The sequence below is a fragment of the Paraburkholderia sp. WS6 genome (assembly GCF_030464835.1).
In the GTDB taxonomy this organism is placed as follows: domain Bacteria; phylum Pseudomonadota; class Gammaproteobacteria; order Burkholderiales; family Burkholderiaceae; genus Paraburkholderia; species Paraburkholderia madseniana.
On sequence record NZ_JALQCK010000020.1, the window covers coordinates 66372 to 87168 of the forward strand.

Genomic DNA, 20797 nt, shown 5'->3' on the forward strand with positions numbered 1-20797 from the left:
CTGCACAAGAACTGACCGTTTATTTTTAACAGAAATTTAAGCGGTTAAATCAAGGAGGCAGCAGCATGGCAACGATTCGTCTTACGAACGTGCAGAAGTCGTACGGTGACCATCCGCCGGTGATCCGGCGCGTGAATCTCGAGATCGCGCAGCACGAGTTCTGCGTGTTTCTCGGGCCCTCGGGTTGCGGCAAGTCGACCCTGCTGAGAATGATCGCCGGTCTCGAAGACCTGAGCGAAGGCGAACTGCACATCGGCGGCCGCCTCATGAACGATGTGCCCGCCGCCGGACGCGGCGTGGCGATGGTGTTCCAGAGCTACGCGCTGTTTCCGCACATGACCGTGTTTGACAACATGGCGTTCGGCCTGAAACTCGCGAAGCAACCCAAGGACGTGATCGACCGGAAGGTGCACGAAGCCGCGCGCATTCTGCAACTGGACGCCTTCCTTGACCGGTATCCGAAAGCGCTTTCGGGCGGGCAGCGGCAGCGTGTTGCGATCGGCCGGGCGATCGTGCGCGAACCCGGCGTGTTCCTGTTCGACGAACCGCTGTCGAATCTCGATGCCGCATTGCGCGGCCAGACGCGTGTCGAAATCGCCCGCCTGCACCAGCGCTTCGCGAACGCGAGCGTGGTCTATGTGACCCACGATCAGGTCGAGGCGATGACGCTTGCCGACAGGATCGTGTTGCTGCACGCAGGAGCGGACGCCGAGCGCTTCGGCAGCATCGCGCAGAGCGGCGCGCCGCTCGAGTTGTATCACCATCCGAAGTCGCGCTTTGTGGCGGGCTTCATCGGTTCGCCGCGAATGAATTTCATCGATGCCGTGGTCGATTCGATCGAAGCGGGCAAGGTGGCCATCACGCTGACGGAAAGCGGCGAGCGGCTGGTCGCTCACGTGGACGGTCAACGTCTTCAGCGCGGCCAGCCCGTCACGCTCGGCGTGCGCCCGGAACATCTGCGTCTATCTGGCGACGAGCAGTTCATCCAGTGCGTCACGGTGCTATCGGAACGGCTGGGCGAGCACAGCTATATTCACGCGGATCACGCGGGCGGCACGCTCATCGCCAAGGCCGCGGGCGATACGCCGATCGGATCGGGCGAGCGCATCTGCATTCACGTTCCGCCTGCCGCATGTCATCTGTTCGATGCGGATGGCGTTGCACTGCGGCGCAGCATGTTCGAGCCCGAGCGGGTCGCCGCTTGAGGCGCCTCGCGCATCTCGGGCATCCAGGGCACCACCGAGTTCACAAAACCCTATTCCGCCAAAGAGCGGGTACATCGTCTGGCAGCGAGCCGCTGTCAGCCAACAAGGTAGTCAAGGAGACATAAGATGATTTCTCTTCGCCTTCGCCGTCTGGCATACGCGTCGATTGGGGTCGCACTGGTTGCAGGCGCGCTCTGCGCCACCGCGGCCGACGCGGCCACGTTGACCGTCAACGTCTCGGCGCGCGGTAATCAGCGCTCGACGTGGCAGGACGCGTTCGACAAGTTCAAGAAAGCCAATCCCGACGTCGACCTCAAGGTGACCTACATCAGCGAGGAAGCGTACAAGGTGCAGATGGGCGGGTGGCTCGCCACCGATCCGCCTGATGTCGTGTCGTGGCACGACGGCGAGCGGATGGCGTATTACGCGCAACGCGGTTTGCTCGAAGATCTGTCCTCGGACTGGAGCAAGAACGGCTGGTCGCAGCAGTATGCGTCGGTGAAGGACGCCTCGACGTATAAGGGCAAGCAGTACGCCGCGCCGCTCGGTTACGACGCCTACGGCTTCTTCTATCGCAAGGATCTGTTCGAGAAGGCCGGCATCAAAGGCGAACCGAAAACGTGGGATGAATTTCTCGACGCCTGCAAGAAGCTGAAATCCAGCGGCGTTGCGCCGATCGCCGTTGCGGCGCGCGATAGCTGGACGCTTGCCGCGTGGTTCGACTATCTCGACCTGCGCATCAACGGCAACGCATTCCACCAGCAGTTGATGGCCGGCGAAATTCCGTACACCGATGCACGCGTTAAAAAGGTCTACACCGCGTGGAAAACGCTGATCGACGATCACTACTTCATCGACAACGCGCTCTCCTACGACCTCGATTCGATTGCGCCGTTTCTCGTGAATGGCAAGGCCTCGATGATGCTGATGGGCACGTTCTTCTCAGCGAGCATTCCGGCGTCCCTCCGGCCGCAGACCGGTTTCTTCCGCTTCCCGGTGATCGACGCGAATGTACCGATGGCCGAAGACGGTCCGGTCAATGTGCTGCTGGTTCCGGCCAAAGCAAAGAACAAGGCCGATGCCCGCAGACTGCTTGCCTTCATGGAACAGCCGCAGATCAACGCCGATCTCGCGAAAGGTTGGGGGACGTTGCCGTCGAACAGCCAGTCGGCGGAACCTGAAGACGAGATTTCGAAGGTCGGTTTCCAGACCCTCGCGAACACGAAGGGCGGCATCGCGCAGTTCTACGATCGCGACATGCAGAAGGAAATGGCCGACGAAGGCATGAAGGCGATGCAGCAGTTCTACAGCGATCCGTCGCAACTCGACGCCATGCTGGTCCGCCTCGAAGCGACCCGCAAGCGCATCTACAAGAAGTAAGCCCCGGAGCGCCAGCACGGCAGCAAGCGCTGGCGCTCGCCTTCGATCTCCGACGAGGCCCGATCATGTCTCATTCCGCAGCGCGCCGCCTACCCGCGGCGCGGCACCGGCACGTCTCCACGACGCGCCGTCATCAGCACCGGGCGGCGCTTTTCTTCCTGCTGCCGGGCTGTGTGTTGTTTTGCCTGTGCGTGGTCTACCCGATCATCAACAGTATTTCGCTCAGCTTTTACAACTGGGACGGCATGACGCCGAAGACGTTCGCGGGCTTCGATAACTACATCGAGCTGTTTCATGCGGACACGTTTTATACGGCGCTCAAGAACAACCTGATCTGGCTCGCGCTATTCCTGTTGGCGCCGCCGCTCGGGCTGCTCTTCGCGTTGTATCTGAACCAGCATATCCGTGGCATGAGGGTTGTGAAGTCGCTGTTTTTCGCGCCGTTCGTGCTATCGGGCGTGGTGGTCGGGCTGGTGTTCAGCTGGTTCTACGATCCCGGCTTTGGCTTGCTGAGGCTGATCGTCGGTCACGGCATTCCTGTGCTCGGCGATCCGCACACCGTCACCTTCGGCATCATCTTCGCCGCGCTGTGGCCGCAAACGCCGTTTTGCATGGTGCTGTACCTCACCGGGCTGACAGGCATCAATCCCGAAGTGGTCGAGGCGGCACGCATGGAGGGCGCAAAAGGCGTGCGTCTGCTATGGCACGTGATTCTTCCGCAACTGCGGCCCGCCACATTCATGGCAGTCGTGCTGACCGTGATCGGCGCGCTGCGCAGTTTCGACCTGATTGCGGTGATGAGCGGCGGCGGTCCCTTCGATAGCTCGACCGTGCTCGCCTATTACATGTACGACCAGGCGATCAAGTACTACCGCGAAGGCTATTCCGCGGCGATTGCCGTCGTGCTGTTCGCCATCATGCTCGTCTACATCGTGTTCCATCTGCGCCGCATGCTGCGCGAAGAACACTGATTTCCAGGAGTCACGTGTCATGTATCCGCTTCCCGTCGAACGCTGGAAACCGCTCAACCGCACGTTGTACAAAGCGTCGTTGCCGCTCGCGCTGCTGATATGGCTGCTGCCGATGCTGGCCGTCCTCGTCACGTCGATCCGTTCGTCGGACGAGTTGTCGCAAGGCGATTACTGGGGCTGGCCCAAGCATTTTGCGTTAATCGAAAACTACGGCACGGCGCTCACGCAAACGCCGATGCTTCATTACTTCGCCAATAGCGTGTTGATCACGGTGCCCTCGGTGATCGGCGCGATCGTGCTCGCTTCGATGGCGGGTTTTGCTTTGGCGACCTACCGGTTCCCGGGCAATACCGCTGTGCTGTTCGCCTTTGTAGCCGGCAATTTCGTACCGATCCAGATTCTGATGATCCCGGTGCGCGACATGGCGCTGAAAGTGGGCCTATTCAACAGCGTGTGGGCGTTGGTCATTTTTCATGTGTCGTTTCAGACCGGTTTTTGCACGCTGTTTCTGCGCAACTTCATCAAGCAGTTGCCGTTCGAGATGATCGAGGCGGCGCGCGTGGAAGGGGCGAGCGAATGGACGATCTACTGGCGCATCGTGCTGCCGCTGATTCGCCCCGCGCTCGCCGCGCTGGGCATCCTCGTATTCACGTTTGTCTGGAACGACTACTTCTGGGCGCTGTGCCTTACGCAAGGCGATGAGGCCGCGCCGATCACCGTGGGCGTCGCCGCGCTGAAAGGCCAATGGACCACGGCATGGAATCTGGTTGCCGCCGGCTCGGTACTCGCCGCTTTGCCCTCCGTGTTGATGTTCTTCCTGATGCAGAAGCATTTCGTCGCCGGCCTGACTTTCGGCGCAAGCAAGGGCTGATCGCCCGTTCGCCGTCATTTAACAAAGAGACTTTCTCATGCAACTTGGTGTTTGCTACTACCCCGAACAATGGCCGCGTTCGATGTGGGCCGACGATGCGAAACGTATGATCGAACTCGGCATCACGCATGTGCGGATCGCCGAATTCGCATGGAGCCGGATGGAGCCGCGCGCCGGCGAATTCGCCTGGGGCTGGCTCGATGAAGCCGTCGAGACGTTGGCAGCCGCGGGGCTGAAACTCGTGCTGGGCACGCCGACCGCGTCGCCGCCGAAGTGGCTGATCGACGCACACCCGGATGTGTTGCCGGTGCGTGCGGACGGCGTGCGCTGGAATTTCGGCTCGCGTCGCCACTACGATATTTCCAGCGAAACCTATCGGCGTGAGTGCGTACGCATTGTCACGGCGATGGTGGAGCGCTATGGACGGCATCCGTCGATCGTTGCGTGGCAGACCGATAACGAACTCGGCTGCCACGAGACCGTGCCGAGCTATTCGAACGCGGCACTGGCGCGCTTTCAGATGTGGTTGCAGCATCGCTACGAGCGCGTCGAGACGTTGAACGATGCATGGGGCAATGTGTTCTGGAGCATGGAGTATCCGTCGTTCGAGACGATCGGCCTGCCGAACCTCACGCCCACCGACGCCAATCCGATCCATCTGCTCGATTTCCGTCGTTTCATGTCGGATGAGGTGGCGAGCTTCCATCGCGAGCAGATCGACGTGCTGCGTGAGCATGCACCCGAGGCGGATCTGCTGCACAACTTCATGGGCTTCTTTACGACCTTCGATCATTACCGTTTCACCGAAGACAACGCGCTCGACGTGGCAGCGTGGGACAGCTATCCGATCGCGCGCACGGAATCGATCGCACTGCCTGAAGAGCAGAAGGCGCGTTACGCACGTACCGCGCATCCGGACGTCTCGGCGTTCGATCACGACCGCTACCGCGCGATCGGCGCTGGCCGTTTCTGGGTGATGGAGCAACAGGCAGGGCCGGTGAACTGGGCGCCGTGGAATCCGGTGCCCGCGAAGGGCATGGTCAGGCTGTGGGCTTATGAAGCGTTCGCACATGGCGCGGAACTGGTGTCGTATTTTCGCTGGCGTCAGTGTCCGTATGCGCAGGAACAGATGCATTCGGGTCTCAACTTGCCGAACAACGAACTGTCGCCTGGCGGCCTCGAAGTGCAGCAGGCAGCGCGGGAAATTGCCTCGTCCGCAGCGCTGTCCGGCCTCGGTGCGCCAGCGCGCGCGGCCACCGCGATCGTGTTCGACTACGAGACGCAGTGGATGTTCGAGATTCAGCGTCATGGCAAAACCTTCGACTATCAGACGCTGGCGTTCGACTACTACGAGGCGCTGCGTGAACTCGGCCTCGACGTCGATATCGTGTCGAGCAAGGCCGATCTTTCGCCGTACCGGTTAGTGGTGGTGCCGAGCATTGCCGTGATCGACGACACGCTCGTCGATCAGATCGAGCGGAGTTCGGCGCAATGGGTATTCGGCCCGAGGAGCGGTTCGAAGACCACGACCTTCGCCATTCCTTCGAGCTTGCCACCCGGTGCGTTGCAACGCGTTCTGCCGATGCAGGTGCTCGAAGTCGAAACGCTGCGCCCGACGCTTACGCCAGCGCTTTCGATCGGAGACACGCAGGGCGTTGCGCTGCATTGGCGTGAGCACGTTCGCGCCAATGGCGAGACGACCGTCGAAGCGCAATTCGACGACACGTGGCCCGCGATCCTCACCCACGGAAAGGTTCGTTATGTGGCGGGTTGGTTGTCGCACGCGTTGCATCGCGAGGTTTTGCAGCAGGCCGCGAAGGATGCCGGCATCGAGACACACCGCCTGGCTGAGGGCTTGCGCATTCGCCGACGCGGCAATTTGACCTTCGCGTTCAACTTCGGTCCGGAGCAGGCGCAGGCGCCCGCGCCGGCCAATGCGACGTTTGTGCTGGGACATTCACAGTTGAAAACCGGTGACGTCTGTGCGTGGAGGAACGCGTAGCCCAGCACGTCAACGGGCTTGAGCAAGTGAGAAGCGAGAAGTGAGATGAGCGCGTTATCGGAGGTAGAAATGGCGCCAGAAATTTAAGCGCTTCAACCCGGAACAGGCGGCCTCTAAAAGAACCGCCATTCAATCGATGGAGGATGACAGATGAACAGAAGAGAAATGCTCGGATGGCTCGCATCTGCTGGGGCCGCCGCTGGTGTTGGCGCAACGGTCGGCGTGCCCGCCGTTGCAGGTGAACTTGGCTTGTTCGGTCATGGCCGCGGGTTTGCAAAGGGTGCGGACGTGTCGACGCTGCTGGAACTCGAGGCCAATGGCGCGAAGTTTTACGAGCACGGTGTACCGCTCGACTGTCTCTTCATTCTGAAGAGTCACGGTGTCGACTCGATCCGCATCAAGGTGTGGAACGATCCTGGCAATCCGAACTTTTTTCCGGCCGACCAAAGTCCCGCCACCGGTTACAACAATGCCGAACATGTACGCGTTCTGGCTCGCCGCGCCGCTGCGCTCGGCATGCGCATACTGATCGATTTCCACTACAGCGACTGGTGGGCCGATCCGGGCAAGCAGTATCCGCCTCACGACTGGGCTGGCAAGGATATCGAGCAAACCTGTGCGCTGCTATCCGAGTACACGTCGAAGGTCCTCACGATGCTCAAGCGCGATGGCGTGCATCCGGAGTGGGTTCAGGTCGGCAACGAAATCACGGGCGGCATGCTGTGGCCGCTCGGCAAATACGATCAGTGGGACAACCTCGCGCAACTGTTGAAGGCCGGGCACGACGCGGTGAAATCCGTCGATGAACGGATCAAGGTCATGCTGCACCTCGACAGCGGCGGCAACAATGCAACGAGCCGTTGGTGGTTCGACAGCGCGGTACAACGCGACGTCACGTTTGATGTGATCGGCTTGTCCTACTACCCGCAGTGGCAAGGCGCGCTAAGCGATTTGCAGAACAATGCGAACGATATGGCGACGCGCTACGGAAAGGACGTGATGGTCGTCGAGACCGCGTATCCGTGGACCACCAGCGACGGCGATTCGGAACCCAACGCGATGACCAATACCGGCTCCACGACCTTCCCGCAGACACCGGCCGGCCAGGCGCAATTTATCGGTGCGGTGACGGATATCGTGAAGGCGATACCCGGTGGCCACGGCAAGGGCGTGTTCTGGTGGGAGCCGGAATGGATTCCGACGCCGAATGTCGGATGGAAAGTCGGCGCGGGCGATCAGTGGGACAACAACACGTTGTTCGATTTTCACGGCAACGCGTTGACGTCGCTGGATGCGTTCCGCAAGCGCTAGTCCTGGCGCTAGCCGCTAGTGCGGCGAAATAGCCGTGCAGATAGCAGGCACTACTGCGCGGGTGCCTGCGATTTCTGCTGGTTTACACAGTCCGAGGTGAACGCCATGCTGGCCTGATCGGGCGTCATGTGGGGGGCGTTCGGGCTGTAGATCTTTTCGACGATGGCGGAGACTGCTTGCCGGTCGGATTCACCTTTGTAGTACTTGGCCGCTTGGGCAAGCGCCTGCGCTTTCGTCTTCTTGTGCGCACGCCACGAAGCCACCTGGCCGGCAATATCGCCGATCGCAAAACATTGATCGCTGACTGTTTGTGCAACGGCTTCAACGGCCGGCTGTGCGAGGCACAGTGCGAGCACGGCCGATACAACTACGCGTTTCATTGACTGAATCCTGTCGTTAGATGGGCGACGGTGCAAAGGCAATGGCATTGATCATTGCCGTGCCCGCCCGAATCAATAACGGCGTAGTTTATCGGGAAGTGGGGCGCGGTGCTTTTCACCGGCGCCTCTTTCAACTTCTTAGTGCCCAAACGACTCCGCTTTCGCGCCGGTTTCTGCCGCCACATGCGGCCGTGCCGCCTGCTTGATCAGCAACGCCACGCACGAAATCAGACCTGCCACCGCAACCATCGCGAAGATGCCGCCAAAGGTGAAGTGGCGGCGAGTCAGTTCGGCCACGAGGAACGAACCCGCGATCCCGCCGAAGCGGCCGATCCCCAACATCCACGCCACGCCCGTGCCGCGACCTTGAGTCGGATAAAACGCGGCGGCAAGCGCCGGCATCGACGATTGCGCGGTATTCATCAGCACGCCGGCGACGAACACGATAAACACCAGCGCGCCCACATTGCCAACTGCCTGGCCAATGAAATACACGCTCACCGCGGTCAGCGCATAGCAGGCCGCAATGATGCGGTTCGCGTTGAAGCGGTCCATCAGCACGCCGCACAGCACGGCGCCCACGCCACCGAGCGGGAACAGTGCGGAAATCAGCGTCGCGCGTTGCGGCGTGAGTCCGGCGTCCTTCAACAGAATCGGCATCCAGTTGATCGACGCGTAGAAGATCACGAGGCCCATGAAGTAGGCGATCCACAGCATCACCGAGCCGACGATGTACGAACGCGACAGCACCACGCCCATGCCCTTGCCGCCGGTTTGCGGCGCGGTTTCGGTCATGACGAAGCTGTCGGCCTGCGCGGCGTCGCTCGAAATGCGTGCCAGCGCTGCGCGGATCCGTTCGACCGGCTTACTGTTCGCCACCATGTAGCGGACCGATTCCGGCATCTTCAGCACCAGCACGATCAGCAGCAAGAGCGGCGTGATACCGCCAAGCACCAGCACGCTGCGCCAGCCGAAGTGCGGAATCATCCACGCAGCGAGAAAGCCGCCGAAGGCCGCGCCCAGCGGAAAGCCGCAGAACATCAGATTGATCACGGTCGCGCGGCGGCGATCCGGACAGTACTCGCCCATCATCGTCACGGCGTTCGGCATGGCCGCGCCGAGGCCGACGCCGGTGACGAAGCGCAAGATCGTCAGGTGTTCGATGTTGTTCGAGAACGCCGAAGCGAAGCAGGTCACGCCGAACAGCAGCACCGAGCCGAGCAGCATCGAGCGCCGCCCGAGCCGGTCGGACAGCGGCCCTGAGACGAGCGCGCCGCACGCGAGGCCGAACAGCGCCGCGCTCAACACTGGCGCGAGCGCCGGCCGGGTGATGCCCCATTCGGAGATCAGCGACGGTGCAATGAAGCCGATCGCGGCCGTGTCAAAACCGTCCAGCAGGACGATGATGAAACACATGAAAAAGATGAGCCACTGGAACGGCGAGAAGGGGTGGTCGTTGATAAACGTTTGAACGTTCACAGCGTTGCTGCGGCTCATGGTGGTCTCCTGACTGCAGAATACGTAAAGGCTCGCCGTAACGAGCCTTCCTTTCTATTACGATCGTACGCCGGTTGGAAGCGGTGCACGATGCCTATGCCGGCGACGGCGCGCTGTGGAAGCCATCGCCGATGGTTGCGCTGGCCGTGACGATGAGGCCCGAACCTGCCGTGCCGAGCGTGTTGCCGTTGGTGCGCTGGAACGCCTGTAGCGCATACAGATCGATGCGCTTCGACAATGCATAGTACTCGGGCAGGTTGACCTGCCTCGACCTGCGAGAAGATGCAGGTGATCCAGGCGCCGATAACTTTGCCTGTTTTGTTCGTATAAAGAACACCGATTCTCTATAAGAACACGCCGAACTGTAAGTAGTTTGACAACGAGGGGCAACGCGGGATTACCCGACCATGGCACTGAGGCCCCATCCAATGAGGCAGAGCGACAGAACAGTGGGAATGGCTGTGGATGCCGCGGCGCAGGGTGCGCCGGGAACGGAACGTGCAGGTGTGGGGCGAGCGCCGAGGACGGCGCTCGGGGCCGTGCTCAAAAGATCACATAGACCTTTCGCATGGTTTCCTCGACTTCCCAAAGACCTTCGGTATTGGCTTCGAAAAAGAGCGTGTCGCCGCTTTCGAAGTGAACGGTCTCTTCGTTATCGGGCGTGAAGCGGCCGCGTCCCGCGAGGAAGTGCATCACCTCGGCCTGCTTGACCGAGCGGCGGTACGTGCCCGCCGTGCATTCGAAAATACCGGTGTCGATGGCTTCGCTGCCCTTGATCACGCGCTGCACGCCGGACACCTGAATCGGCGTCGTGCCCGGGAGCCCCGCCGTGCCCCAGTCCTCCAGATTCTGCAGACTCACGCTTTGCTTGATGCTTTGAACCTTCATTTTCACCTTACCTTTTGAATGTGCATGAGCCGATTCATCGGCCGCTCGTGTTCGTCACGGTTTGTTCGATCTTGCCCAGCCGCACGACGGTGACACCGGGACGCAATTGCCGCAGCGACGGCATCACGAGCATGCAGTTGTCGTAAGGCGTGACCACCGCTTCGCCATTCGACCAGCCGATGACCGTGCCGGCCTCCGGAAAGATCTCCAGTCCGGTGTAGGGCGCCGCGAAACGAAAATCCATACTGGTCGCGACCACCGGCTGTGTGACGCGGACGATGTGCTGGGTGGGCGGCAGCGGCGCCAGCCAGCCGTCCGGCAGATCGGCTTCATCGATCACGCCTGCCAGCAGCAGAAAGCGTGCGGTCGTATCGCGAGCCACGGCGACTGCGCTTCGTTCCCAGTGTTGTCCGCATTCGATCAGCAAGGCGTGTTTCGCGCTATCCGCGGTGCCGAAGCCTTCGTAATCGCGCATGCGACGGCCTTCGGGATGGCCCTCGTCGCAGATCACCGTAGCGGGTGTGCCGAGACGCACCGCAAGGTCGATGCCTTTCTGCAGCGGTCCCGCCACGATCAGCGGCTTGCATTTCTCATGCATCGAATGCAGATCGAGGAGCGCATCGACTGTGTCGATCACCGGGCGCATCTCGCGTGCGCGGGTCAATTCGCTCGACGTGCGCGACGTATCGTCGAGCACCGCGGCGGTCCACACGCGGTTGAAGTCCTGATCGACGAAGCGGGCGGCGTCGGGCTTTGCCGGGTCGAAGCGCCGATACGCAGCGACGTTCGCAAAGGCAAGCGTAAGGCGTCCACGACGCGGCCTCAACGCGCGCCGCAGCAGTTCGTCGACGACGATCGCCCCGCACACTTCATTGCCGTGCGTGAGCGCGTTGATCATCACATGCGGTCCCGGCACGCCGGAGTCGAACGTATGAACGTAGGCAATGCCGGACGACGATTGCTCGTGAACCGAAATATCGGGGAATTCGACTTCGATGGGATAGGCTTCCATGCTCATTCGAACGTGTCCTCGCAGAGGGTTAGGATCGACAGATCGCGACAGATCGTTAGGCTCAGGCGAGTTTAGCCGCGATTGCCTGACCGACTTCGGTGGTGTTCGCCTTGCCGCCGAGGTCGCCAGTATGCGGGCCTTCGATCAGCGTTGCTTCGATCGCCGCGAGAATCGCGTCATGCGCCTCGCGTTCCTTGCCTTCGTGATTGCCGAGGAAGTCGAGCATCATCGCGGCGGACCAGATCATCGCAATCGGATTGGCGATGTTCTTGCCGGCGATGTCAGGCGCCGAACCGTGCACCGGTTCGAACAGCGACGGAAACTTGTGGTCCGGGTTCAGATTGCCCGACGGCGCGAGGCCGATCGTGCCCGTGCAGGCCGGACCGAGATCGGAGAGGATGTCGCCGAACAGATTGGTCGCAACCACGACGTCGAAGCGATCCGGGTTGAGCACGAAGCGCGCGCAGAGAATGTCGATGTGCTGCTTGTCCCACGTGACATCCGGGTATTGCGCCGCGACGCCGGCCGCGCATTTGTCCCACCACGGCATGCTGATCGCGATACCGTTGCTCTTCGTCGCCACGGTGATCTTCTTGCGTTCGCGCCGTTGCGCGAGATCGAAAGCGAACTTCAGCACGCGTTCGCTGCCGTGCCGCGTGAACACGGATTCCTGCAGCACGAACTCACGCTCGGTGCCTTCGAACATCACGCCGCCCACCGACGAATATTCGCCCTCGGTGTTCTCACGCACGATCCAGAAATCGATGTCACCCGCCTTGCGGCCCGCGAGCGGCGAAGGCACACCGGCGAAGAGCCGGGCAGGGCGCAGGTTGATGTACTGGTCGAATTCGCGCCGGAACTTCAGGAGCGACCCCCACAGCGAGATATGGTCAGGCACCGTGTCGGGCCAGCCGACCGCGCCGAACAGAATCGCGTCGGCGGATTGCAGTTGGGCTTTCCAGTCGTCCGGCATCATCTTGCCGTGCTTGGCATAGTAATCGCAGCTCGCCCATTCGATGTGCTGATACTCCAGTTCGATGCCGAAGCGCTTTTTCACCGTCTCCAGCACGCGAATGGCTTCCGGCATCACTTCGACGCCGATGCCGTCGCCCGGTATGACCGCAATCCGATAGGTCTTCGACATGTTCCTGCTCCTCCGTTGGGAATTTCGATGGTTCGATAGCGCTTATTTTATTCCTGCTGTTTGAGCTTAAAATAGTCACTTTAGTTAAGCCACTGTGCACGAATCGTGTACAAACCCTTCTGCGACCGAGCGACCTATGAACGCCGTCCCATCACCCGATCTAGGCGATTTGCGCGTGTTTTGCGAAGTGGCGCGCAAATCGAGTTTCAGCGCGGCGGCGGAGGCGCTGTCGGTGTCCGCGGCGTACGTCAGCAAACGCATCAATGTGCTCGAGACTACGCTCGGTACGCGGTTATTGCACCGTTCCACGCGGCGCGTCGCGATTACGGAGGCTGGTGAACGGGTCTACACCTGGGCCGAAAAGATTCTCGACGACGTCGACCAGCTGGTGGAAGACGTTTCCACTACGCGCCGCATCCCTGGCGGCAAATTGCGCATCTCCAGCAGCTTCGGCTTTGGCCGCCGTTTCGTCGCGCCCGCGCTGGCCCGGTTCTCCGACCGGTATCCGCAATTGAGTGTGCGGCTCGATCTGTTCGACCGGCTCGTCGACGTGGGCGGCGAAGGCTTCGACCTCGATGTCCGTATCGGCGACGAAATCGCGCCGCATCTGATCGCCAAACGGCTCGCGTCGAATCACCGGGTACTGTGCGCGTCGCCGGAATACCTCGCGCGGCACGGTGCGCCGCGGCAACTCGCGGACCTGTCGTCGCACGCGTGTCTCGCGATCAAGGAGCGCGACCATCCATTCGGTCTCTGGCGTTTGACGGCGCGCGGTGAAGCGGCATCGATCAAAGTCACGGGACCGCTGTCGACCAATCACGGTGAGGTGGCCGTGCAATGGGCGTTGGCCGGACGCGGAATCGTGTTGCGCTCGATGTGGGACGTGCGGCCGTTGCTCGACAGCGGCCAGTTGCGGCAGGTGTTGCCGGATGTCACGCAACCCGCGAACCTGTGGGCGGTGTATCCGGCGCGGCTCGCTCAGTCGGCGAAAGTGCGGGTATGTGTCGACTTTCTGAGCGAGGAGTTCGCGCAATGGAGTCCGCCGCCCGATACAACGGCGGCGGAAAAGGCGGGCTGAATTCGAAAACGGCCAGCGTCAGATGAAGACGGCATGGCGGCATCCGATCCTATCGATCAAATTTCCAGCCGGTAACCCACGCCGTACACGGACGCGATAGGCTCGCTCTCCGGCCGTGCGCCCTGCAGCTTGCGGCGCAGATTCTTGATATGGCTGTCGATGGTGCGGTCGGTGACAACGCGGTGATCGTCGTAGAGATGACTCAGCAGGTAGTCGCGGGAAAAAATGCGTCCCGGCGATTTCATCAGCAGCGCGAGGAGCCGCAATTCAAGCGGCGTGAGCTTGAGTTCCTTACCGTCGAGTAAGGCGTGATGAAACTGCTCGTCGACCTGGAGACCCTGTGAACCCGGTTGCCCCTGTGGCAGTCCGTCTGCAGCCGCCGCGGCAGGCGTTGCACGGCGCAAGATTGCCTTGACGCGCGCCACCACTTCGCGCGGACTGAACGGTTTGCAGACGTAGTCGTCGGCACCGATCTCGAGACCCAGCAGACGGTCGATTTCGTCGATGCGCGCGGTCAGGATAATGACGGGCAACGCCGAAAATTGCCGTAGCTCGCGGCAGATGTCCATGCCGCTGCGCCCGGGCAGCATGAGGTCGAGCAGCATCAGCGCCGGCGGCGTTGAACGAATGAAGGGCATCACTTGATGACCATCGTCGAGGATCGTGGTGACAAAGCCCTCGAGCTGCAAATACGCTTCGAGCACGGCGGCGAGCTTGGGTTCATCCTCGACGATCAGGATGTGCGAAGGGCGCCCTTCGGTCATGTTGTCACGTCTCCTTCCGATGGAAAGCGGGCAGTGATCCAGACGCCGCCCAGAGGCGAGGCCTTGGCGCCGATCGTGCCGCCATGCGCCGTCACAATAGCGTGGCACAGCGAGAGGCCGAGGCCCGCACCGCCGTTCTGACGGCTGCGCGATTCGTCCACGCGATAGAAACGGTCGAACAGGTGCGCGAGCGCGGCATCGGGCACGCCGGGCAGGGAGTCCTGCACGTCGAGTTGCCAACCGCTGGCGCTCTGCGAAAGCGACACACGCACGTGGCCGTCCGGATCGGTATAACGCAACGAATTCTGCAACAGGTTTTTCAACAGCTGTACGAAGCGCGCGGGATCGACCGCGAAGGTCGTGTCCGCAATGTCCGGCATGCAGGTCAGGTCGAGCTCGATCCGTTTCGCCTTGAACGACTCCCGCATGGCCTCGATCGAGGCCCGCGCCAGTTGCCCGACATGGGTCGGCGTTTTGCGATAGCTGAGTGCGCCGACATCGCTCAGCGAAAGCTCGTACAGATCTTCGATGAGCTTGTTGAGCATGTTCACTTCGGTTTGCAGCGAAGTGAGCGAATCGCGGTTGAACACATGCACGCCGTCTTCGATGGCTTCCAGTTCGCCGCGGAGCACGGCGAGCGGCGTGCGCAGCTCGTGTGAAATATCCGCAATGAAATCGCGCCGGGAGCGCTCGGTTTTTTGCAGCGAGTCGGCCAATACGTTGAAGTCGCCCGCAAGCCGGCCGAGCTCGTCGCGTCTGCCGGCCGGCACCCGGGCCGTGTAGTCCCCGCCGGCCAGGCGGTGGGTCGCATTCATCAAGCGCTTGACTGGTGCGAGCACGATGCGCGCAAGGACCAGCGCGACTAGCGCCGCGAGCACGATAGCCACGCCCGCGATCTCCCAGGTCGCGCGTTTCTGCTGTGCCTGGAATGCGATGTCGGCGGCGTCCGACAGGGTGTCGGGCCCGTTCACGGCAAGCCAGCCTACGACCTTGCCGACGTAGACAACCGGTCTCATCGTGCTGCCGGGTGGGGGTGGCTGGCCGGTGCTCGCCACGAGTTCATGGCGGGCGTCGTAGAGTGTGACGGGCGGCCCCTCGGGCGGCGTGTCACGGGTCATGCTGTCATGCGACGGGGGCGAGACGGGAGACGACGCCAATGGCGCTGAAGGAGGCGGCCGGTCATAGCGACTGTCGCCGCTCACGACACCGCTTGCCGATACACGGTCACGTTCCATTGCGATGTCTGGACCGGAGGGTGGCGCCGGTGGCAGGCGCATGCCCCAGTGCGGTCCCTCAGACGGGCCGGAAAGCGGCCCAAGCAGTTGCTGCACGCTGCCACTCCCGGGAAAGGTTCTCCAGCCTGGCAACTTGCCCATCTGCGCCGTGGCGAGTTCTTCGCGCAGGGCGTCGTGCGCGGCGCCGTCCAGCAGCGTGAGCCATGCTTCGGGATGCTCGCGCAGGAAATTCCAGTTGCCGTGAGCGGCGTATTCGCTCGTCACCTTCGCCATGACGGCTTTGATGCGCCCGGCGTTGCGTTCCCGAACGTAGTGCAGGAAGCCGTTTTCGAAGCTCACGCGCAAGGCGTAGCCCATCGTCAGGGAAATCGCCAGGCAAGCGATTAAAACGGCGAGGAACATTTTCCAGGTAATGCCAAAGCGCATCTTCGTTCGCTGCTGCCGCGCGCGCGAGAGAAAGGTCCCTAAAGGGCGGCTTGGACGAATTCGGATAGTTTCACTTTGCATGTCTGAATTCTAGATGAATGCTACGTCAATCCACACTTACCGACGAATCTCCACAACTTCTCCATCCTTTCTTCGTTGTGTCTGCGTGTTGTCTGGATATGATGGTATGGCACTTTTACGATGGCCTGACAAAGAGGCCATGTCCGGTGATCAGATCCGTCAGTGGAGCAATCTCATGCAAGTCTCCTCACCTGTGAATCGCGCCGAGTCGCGCGGTTTCCGGCCCGGCCGAAAGACAGCCGCCGCTGCCGCAACCCGCGGCGCGGCTGAAAACGGCGTTAGCGCACCCCTCGCCACCGACGTCGTGAAGATACGCGGCTGCCGCGTGTCCGCACCGCTCATGCAGCCGTGGGGCGAGTGCTGCCGGATCGTCGAATGGATCAACCGCAACGGTGAGTACTCTTGCGTTGCCGTGCCAGGCGCCGCGACCGCGGCCGAGATTCGGGAGCGCGTGCGGATGCATCGCAACGGTCAGCGCCACACTCTGGAAGACGACCCCGCTACGCCTGCGGGCCGCGGGCGTCTGCGGCGCGGTTGAGCGCTGCTGAACCTGGTTGCTGCATGTAGGTCGGGCCAGCGGAAAGGGATTGTAATTGAGCCAAAAAAACTTCGTTATCCTATGGCTGTCTGACTTTCAAGATCAACTTCGAACACTTCCCTTATGCGCATCCTCATCGTCGTTCTGGTCGTGGCATCGATCTGCTGCCCTCCGATCCGCCATGGTTTGCGCCGGGAGAGCGTCAATGCTTTCTCACTTGGGAATCACAGCGTTTCTGCCGGCGTTGTCGATGATCTGAATAGCTGCGCGCCACGGGCACACTATGCCTCGGGATTCAGGCCAATCGTTTCGGCGGATTTCAATTACGGATTCGGTGGCCTGCTGGCGGCGACCAGCGACCTGTATTCCGACTATGTCGGCTATATCGACATCATTGACGTGATCGACGCCGCGATGACGTTGCCCATCATGCAGCTAGCGTTAGAAGAAGGTCAAAAGTAACGCGGTATGGCGGCAAGCACGCAACGTGTCGTGCGATGCCGTTCGCTTTTGCCCGCCTCAAGCAAGGGTTGTTATTCGAGCTATTCGAGCGACGGTACGAACATATAGCCTCGTCCGCGCAAGGTTTGAATGAACCTGGGATTGGCCGGATCTGCCTCTATCACGCCGCGCAAGCGGCAGACTGCAACATCCAGACTGGCCTTCTGGCTCTCCGCTCTTCCTAGCTGGCTGTTGACCATCGAACGCGTCAAGATTCGCATCGGATTGCTTGCGAACAGCTTGAGCAACGCAAACTGGCCGGAGCGCAGCGAGATTTCGCAGCCGTCCTTGAGCAGACGCCGCGTAGCGAAGTCTATCTGGTAGCTGCCGAACAACACCTTCTCACGAATTTCCGGCGCGTCGCAAAGCGACCGGTTGCAGCGTTGCACGGCGCGCTTGATTCTGGCGGTCAATTCGTATGGATCGATTGGGTCGACGATATAGTCGTCCGCACCCAATTCGAAGGCGACAATTTTGTCGACGATCTCATCAGAGGTGCTTTGTACGAAGATGGGCATGTCGTAGCCGGCTAGCCGCAGTTGCCGGAGCGCCTCTCGCGCCTCGCTCATCGGTGACTCGGCGCGCAACAGAATCGCTGACGGACACTCCAGTTCCACCCGGCTGACAAGCTGAGCCGCGCTGTACAGCACGGAGAGTGCGATCTGGTTCTTGTGAAGGTGAAAGCGCAACTGATCCCGGACGGATTGATCGGGTTCGACTACAAGAAGGCTGATCGTCATAAATCTGCGTTACCTCCCAACCGGAATCGACGGTTGCAGCCCGTGCGATATTCACGTTCAGCCAATTCAACCATCCGCTGCTTTGGAGCGACCTATCGAACTCAGAAAGCGGACCGGACAGAGTCGCTCTGATGATGAGCAAATGATAGATATCAATGTCGCAGCAACAATGGTGAAATTGAGGAGACTTTGTGAAATTGGAGCAGGAGGACGCAGATGATGTGCTTTGAACGGGCCCCGAACCGATTCATACCGGTTGGGCGCCCGGGCGCGGCTGAAAGCGTGAGGGAATGATGCAGGTGACGCTCGCGGTCCTCATACCATGACCGCGGGCGTCGAAAAGCAGAACGACGTGATCAGAACGATGTGCCGATCTGAAACTGGAATACCTGGTACTTGTCGGTGGAGTGTTTGATCAGGGGGAAGCCAACTGACAGCTTGAGTGGGCCGATCGGTGAAATCCACTCAAGACCCGCGCCGTAGCTGTACCGCAAGCCGTTGGCGCCGGTGCTGTTGCCTTCGTCGCCCCAGACGTTGCCCGCATCCATGAAGGTGAAGACGCGCAGCGTGCGGTCCCAGCCGGTGCCCGGCAGCGGGAAGGTCATCTCGACGTTGGCCACGACCATGCGCGAGCCGCCGATCGGGTCGCCGGTCGTCTTGTCGGTCGGACCGAGTGAGCCCGCGTCGTAGCCGCGTACCGAGCCGATACCACCCGCGTAGTAATTCTTGAAGATCGGATAGGCTTTTCCGGCAAAGCCGTTGCCGTAGCCGCCTTGAAGATTCAAGCCGAGAATGAAACCGCGTGCGAACGAATAGTAATACTGCGCCTGAACGTCCGCCTTGTAGTACTCGGTGTTGCCAAGTGGGGTGCCCACTTCGCCATTGGCTTGAAAGAAATAGCCCCGGCTAGGCACCAGTGCGCTGTCGCGATTGTCCCGGGCCCAACCCACCGTGAGCGGCACGTTGTTCACCACGCTGCCGAATTCGGCTACGTAGTCCTTGTAGCTCTGAGGTGTCGACGAATCAATGGACAGCCGGTTCTGTTCGAGACCGGCGCCGAAGTAAACGGTGTCGGCTTCGGAGAACGGAATGCCGAATTTCAGGTCCGCGCCCACGGTGATGATCCGGAAACTCGTGTCGGTATAGTTGTAAAGGGGATAGGAGGTTCGGTAGTAGACGTCGGTGATCCGCTTGATGCCGTCCACCGTGAAGTACGGATCGGTTTGCGTCAGGGTCAGGGTGCGGTAGGTCTTCGCGGTGTTCACGTTGAGGGCGAGGCTGGTGCCGGAACCGAACACGTTGTCCTGCGAAATCCCGGCCGACAACACCACCTTGTCCGTGGACGAGTAGCCCGCGCCCAAGGTAATCGCGCCGGTCGGCTTTTCGCTCACCTTGACGTCCACATCGACCTGGTCCGGCGAGCCTTCCACCGGCACTGTGGTCACGTCGACATCGGTGAAATAGCCGAGACGGTTGACCCGGTCTTTCGACAGCGCGAGGCGGTTCGAATCGAACCACGAGCTTTCAAGCTGGCGCATTTCACGGCGCACCACCTCATCACGCGTGCGTGAGTTGCCGACTACGTTGATGTGACGCACGTACACACGGCGGCTCGGGTCCACTTGCAGCGTCAGGTCGACCTTGTGGTGTTCCTGATCGATCTGCGGCTGCGCGTTGACGGTGGCAAACGCGTAGCCGTATTCACCGAGTTTGTCGACGATCGCCTTGGTGGTTGCCTGCAATTTTTCAGCGTTGAAACGCTCGCCAGGTTTGATATTGATCAGCTTGGCCAGCTCGGGCTCGCGATCGAGCAGATTGCCCGCGAGCTTGATCGACGAAATCGTGTACGGCTCGCCTTCATGCAGCGTGACCGTGAGGTACATCTCCTTCTTGTCTGGCGTAAGCGATACCTGGGTCGACTCGAAGCTGAACTCCAGATAGCCGCGGTTCAGGTAGTACGAGCGGATGCGCTCCAGGTCCCCGGTCAGCTTGTCTTTCGCGTACAGGTCGTTCTTCGTGTACCACGAGAACCAGTTCGGCGTGGACATCTGCATTTCGTCGCGTAACGTGTCCGTGCTGAAAACGTTGTTGCCGATGAAGTTGATCTGGCGGATCTTCGCGCTCGGGCCTTCTGCGACAGAGAACAGTATCGCGACCCGGTTGCGGTCGATCGGCGTGATCGTGGTGGTGACTTCGGCGGCATAGTAGCCACGCGTCAGGTACTGGCGTTTCAACTCCTGCTCGGCTTTGTCGACTAGCGCCTTGTCGTAGTAGCGGCCGTGCGAAAGCCCAACCGCATTGAGTGCCTTGGTCAGGTTTTCCTTGTCGAACTCGTGAATGCCGGCGAAGTCGATCGTGCCGACCGCCGGACGCTCCTGAACGTGAACGATGACGACATTGCCTTCCGTCGAGATATTGACGTCGTTGAAGAAGCCCGTGGCGTACAGCGCGCGAATCGATTCCGAAGCCTTATCGTCGTTAAACGTGGCGCCCTGCTTGATGGGCAGGTAAGCAAACACGGTACCGGGTTCGACGCGCTTCAGTCCCTCGATCCGGATGTCCTGTACTACGAACGGCTGCGCTGCGTGGGCAGACCCGCTTGTCAGCGCGACGCCGACGAGCGAGAGTGCACCGGCTATACGGTTCGTTAAAACTTGAAGTTTCATCTTGGGTTTTCAGTCCTGATGCAGCGCGCGGAGCGCAGACGGGAGCGCTCGAAAGCAAGCGACGCATTCGAAACGACGTTCCATGACTCTGGAAAGCGCGAAGTATA

General features: G+C 60.9%; 18 protein-coding genes and 1 pseudogene. 9 read left to right on the top strand and 10 right to left on the bottom strand.

Annotated elements, in window-relative coordinates; translation table 11 throughout:
• Positions 1 to 65: 65 nt before the first annotated feature.
• The 6 genes from M0D64_RS23270 (at position 66) to M0D64_RS23295 (ending at position 7740) form a co-directional block, all read left to right on the top strand.
• A complete protein-coding gene (locus M0D64_RS23270; protein ID WP_266259428.1) occupies positions 66 to 1205 on the top strand; it encodes an ABC transporter ATP-binding protein in 1140 nt (379 codons plus the stop codon).
• A gap of 126 nt (positions 1206 to 1331) precedes the next feature.
• On the top strand, positions 1332 to 2585 hold the full coding sequence (locus tag M0D64_RS23275; protein ID WP_266259429.1) for an ABC transporter substrate-binding protein: 1254 nt from the start codon (positions 1332 to 1334) through the stop codon (positions 2583 to 2585).
• Between the two features lie 65 nt (positions 2586 to 2650).
• On the top strand, positions 2651 to 3556 hold the full coding sequence (locus M0D64_RS23280) for a carbohydrate ABC transporter permease (RefSeq protein ID WP_266259430.1): 906 nt from the start codon (positions 2651 to 2653) through the stop codon (positions 3554 to 3556).
• 19 nt (positions 3557 to 3575) lie between these two features.
• Positions 3576 to 4427 carry a carbohydrate ABC transporter permease gene (locus M0D64_RS23285; protein ID WP_054039330.1) on the top strand — a complete coding sequence of 284 codons (852 nt, stop codon included), beginning with the start codon at positions 3576 to 3578 and terminating at the stop codon, positions 4425 to 4427.
• 37 nt (positions 4428 to 4464) lie between these two features.
• Complete coding sequence (locus M0D64_RS23290) at positions 4465 to 6429, top strand: beta-galactosidase (RefSeq protein WP_266259431.1); 1965 nt, start codon at positions 4465 to 4467, stop codon at positions 6427 to 6429.
• 150 nt (positions 6430 to 6579) lie between these two features.
• Positions 6580 to 7740 carry an arabinogalactan endo-1,4-beta-galactosidase gene (locus tag M0D64_RS23295; RefSeq protein ID WP_266259432.1) on the top strand — a complete coding sequence of 387 codons (1161 nt, stop codon included), beginning with the start codon at positions 6580 to 6582 and terminating at the stop codon, positions 7738 to 7740.
• 50 nt (positions 7741 to 7790) lie between these two features.
• Here the strand turns inward: M0D64_RS23295 and M0D64_RS23300 are convergent, their stop codons facing one another.
• From M0D64_RS23300 to M0D64_RS23325, 6 genes and pseudogenes are all read right to left on the bottom strand, one after another.
• Positions 7791 to 8120, bottom strand: a complete 330-nt coding sequence (locus M0D64_RS23300; RefSeq protein ID WP_266259433.1) for a hypothetical protein — start codon at positions 8118 to 8120, stop codon at positions 7791 to 7793.
• Between the two features lie 138 nt (positions 8121 to 8258).
• Positions 8259 to 9617 (bottom strand): MFS transporter, encoded by a 1359-nt coding sequence (locus M0D64_RS23305; protein WP_266259435.1) that lies wholly within the window; start codon positions 9615 to 9617, stop codon positions 8259 to 8261.
• Positions 9614 to 9900, bottom strand: a pseudogene (locus M0D64_RS23310) (hypothetical protein); the annotation flags it as partial. The gene M0D64_RS23305 and the pseudogene M0D64_RS23310, both read right to left, overlap by 4 nt.
• Positions 9901 to 10160: 260 nt before the next feature.
• Positions 10161 to 10505, bottom strand: coding sequence for a cupin domain-containing protein (locus tag M0D64_RS23315; protein WP_266259436.1), 345 nt, complete (start codon positions 10503 to 10505; stop codon positions 10161 to 10163).
• A 34-nt stretch (positions 10506 to 10539) separates the two neighbouring features.
• The gene (locus tag M0D64_RS23320) at positions 10540 to 11523 is read right to left on the bottom strand and encodes a succinylglutamate desuccinylase/aspartoacylase family protein (RefSeq protein ID WP_154562465.1); all 984 of its coding nucleotides are present in this window, start codon (positions 11521 to 11523) and stop codon (positions 10540 to 10542) included.
• A 55-nt stretch (positions 11524 to 11578) separates the two neighbouring features.
• Positions 11579 to 12661, bottom strand: coding sequence for a tartrate dehydrogenase (locus M0D64_RS23325; protein ID WP_266259437.1), 1083 nt, complete (start codon positions 12659 to 12661; stop codon positions 11579 to 11581).
• Positions 12662 to 12797: 136 nt separating this feature from the next.
• On the opposite strand from M0D64_RS23325, the gene M0D64_RS23330 reads away from it, so the two are divergent.
• Positions 12798 to 13739 (top strand): LysR substrate-binding domain-containing protein, encoded by a 942-nt coding sequence (locus tag M0D64_RS23330; RefSeq protein WP_266259438.1) that lies wholly within the window; start codon positions 12798 to 12800, stop codon positions 13737 to 13739.
• 56 nt (positions 13740 to 13795) lie between these two features.
• On the opposite strand, the gene M0D64_RS23335 is transcribed toward M0D64_RS23330, so the two are convergent.
• Entirely contained in the window at positions 13796 to 14503 is a 708-nt protein-coding gene (locus M0D64_RS23335; RefSeq protein WP_266259439.1) for a response regulator, read from the bottom strand.
• A complete protein-coding gene (locus M0D64_RS23340) occupies positions 14500 to 16164 on the bottom strand; it encodes an ATP-binding protein (RefSeq protein ID WP_266259441.1) in 1665 nt (554 codons plus the stop codon). The genes M0D64_RS23335 and M0D64_RS23340 overlap by 4 nt, the downstream gene beginning before the upstream one ends.
• A 256-nt stretch (positions 16165 to 16420) precedes the next feature.
• Here M0D64_RS23340 and M0D64_RS44900 point away from each other — a divergent pair, with 256 nt between their 5' ends.
• Both M0D64_RS44900 and M0D64_RS23350 read left to right on the top strand, forming a co-directional pair.
• The gene (locus M0D64_RS44900) at positions 16421 to 16783 is read left to right on the top strand and encodes a DUF2866 domain-containing protein (RefSeq protein WP_308102508.1); all 363 of its coding nucleotides are present in this window, start codon (positions 16421 to 16423) and stop codon (positions 16781 to 16783) included.
• A gap of 123 nt (positions 16784 to 16906) precedes the next feature.
• Entirely contained in the window at positions 16907 to 17245 is a 339-nt protein-coding gene (locus M0D64_RS23350; RefSeq protein WP_266259442.1) for a hypothetical protein, read from the top strand.
• A gap of 80 nt (positions 17246 to 17325) precedes the next feature.
• Here M0D64_RS23350 and M0D64_RS23355 read toward each other — a convergent pair whose 3' ends face one another.
• Together M0D64_RS23355 and bamA are read right to left on the bottom strand one after the other, a co-directional pair.
• On the bottom strand, positions 17326 to 18024 hold the full coding sequence (locus M0D64_RS23355) for a winged helix-turn-helix domain-containing protein (RefSeq protein ID WP_266238647.1): 699 nt from the start codon (positions 18022 to 18024) through the stop codon (positions 17326 to 17328).
• A gap of 356 nt (positions 18025 to 18380) precedes the next feature.
• Positions 18381 to 20690, bottom strand: a complete 2310-nt coding sequence (gene bamA, locus M0D64_RS23360; RefSeq protein WP_266259443.1) for an outer membrane protein assembly factor BamA — start codon at positions 20688 to 20690, stop codon at positions 18381 to 18383.
• Positions 20691 to 20797 lie beyond the last annotated feature (107 nt).

What these genes read in the sequence shown, in the direction of transcription:
- M0D64_RS23270 (WP_266259428.1), top strand. Translation starts at nt 66, where the DNA reads ATGGCAACGATTCGTCTTACGAACGTGCAGAAGTCGTACGGTGACCAT.
- M0D64_RS23275 (WP_266259429.1), top strand. Translation starts at nt 1,332, where the DNA reads ATGATTTCTCTTCGCCTTCGCCGTCTGGCATACGCGTCGATTGGGGTC.
- M0D64_RS23280 (WP_266259430.1), top strand. Translation starts at nt 2,651, where the DNA reads ATGTCTCATTCCGCAGCGCGCCGCCTACCCGCGGCGCGGCACCGGCAC.
- M0D64_RS23285 (WP_054039330.1), top strand. Translation starts at nt 3,576, where the DNA reads ATGTATCCGCTTCCCGTCGAACGCTGGAAACCGCTCAACCGCACGTTG.
- M0D64_RS23290 (WP_266259431.1), top strand. Translation starts at nt 4,465, where the DNA reads ATGCAACTTGGTGTTTGCTACTACCCCGAACAATGGCCGCGTTCGATG.
- M0D64_RS23295 (WP_266259432.1), top strand. Translation starts at nt 6,580, where the DNA reads ATGAACAGAAGAGAAATGCTCGGATGGCTCGCATCTGCTGGGGCCGCC.
- M0D64_RS23300 (WP_266259433.1), bottom strand. Translation starts at nt 8,120, where the DNA reads ATGAAACGCGTAGTTGTATCGGCCGTGCTCGCACTGTGCCTCGCACAG.
- M0D64_RS23305 (WP_266259435.1), bottom strand. Translation starts at nt 9,617, where the DNA reads ATGAGCCGCAGCAACGCTGTGAACGTTCAAACGTTTATCAACGACCAC.
- M0D64_RS23315 (WP_266259436.1), bottom strand. Translation starts at nt 10,505, where the DNA reads ATGAAGGTTCAAAGCATCAAGCAAAGCGTGAGTCTGCAGAATCTGGAG.
- M0D64_RS23320 (WP_154562465.1), bottom strand. Translation starts at nt 11,523, where the DNA reads ATGAGCATGGAAGCCTATCCCATCGAAGTCGAATTCCCCGATATTTCG.
- M0D64_RS23325 (WP_266259437.1), bottom strand. Translation starts at nt 12,661, where the DNA reads ATGTCGAAGACCTATCGGATTGCGGTCATACCGGGCGACGGCATCGGC.
- M0D64_RS23330 (WP_266259438.1), top strand. Translation starts at nt 12,798, where the DNA reads ATGAACGCCGTCCCATCACCCGATCTAGGCGATTTGCGCGTGTTTTGC.
- M0D64_RS23335 (WP_266259439.1), bottom strand. Translation starts at nt 14,503, where the DNA reads ATGACCGAAGGGCGCCCTTCGCACATCCTGATCGTCGAGGATGAACCC.
- M0D64_RS23340 (WP_266259441.1), bottom strand. Translation starts at nt 16,164, where the DNA reads ATGCGCTTTGGCATTACCTGGAAAATGTTCCTCGCCGTTTTAATCGCT.
- M0D64_RS44900 (WP_308102508.1), top strand. Translation starts at nt 16,421, where the DNA reads ATGCAAGTCTCCTCACCTGTGAATCGCGCCGAGTCGCGCGGTTTCCGG.
- M0D64_RS23350 (WP_266259442.1), top strand. Translation starts at nt 16,907, where the DNA reads ATGCGCATCCTCATCGTCGTTCTGGTCGTGGCATCGATCTGCTGCCCT.
- M0D64_RS23355 (WP_266238647.1), bottom strand. Translation starts at nt 18,024, where the DNA reads ATGACGATCAGCCTTCTTGTAGTCGAACCCGATCAATCCGTCCGGGAT.
- bamA (WP_266259443.1), bottom strand. Translation starts at nt 20,690, where the DNA reads ATGAAACTTCAAGTTTTAACGAACCGTATAGCCGGTGCACTCTCGCTC.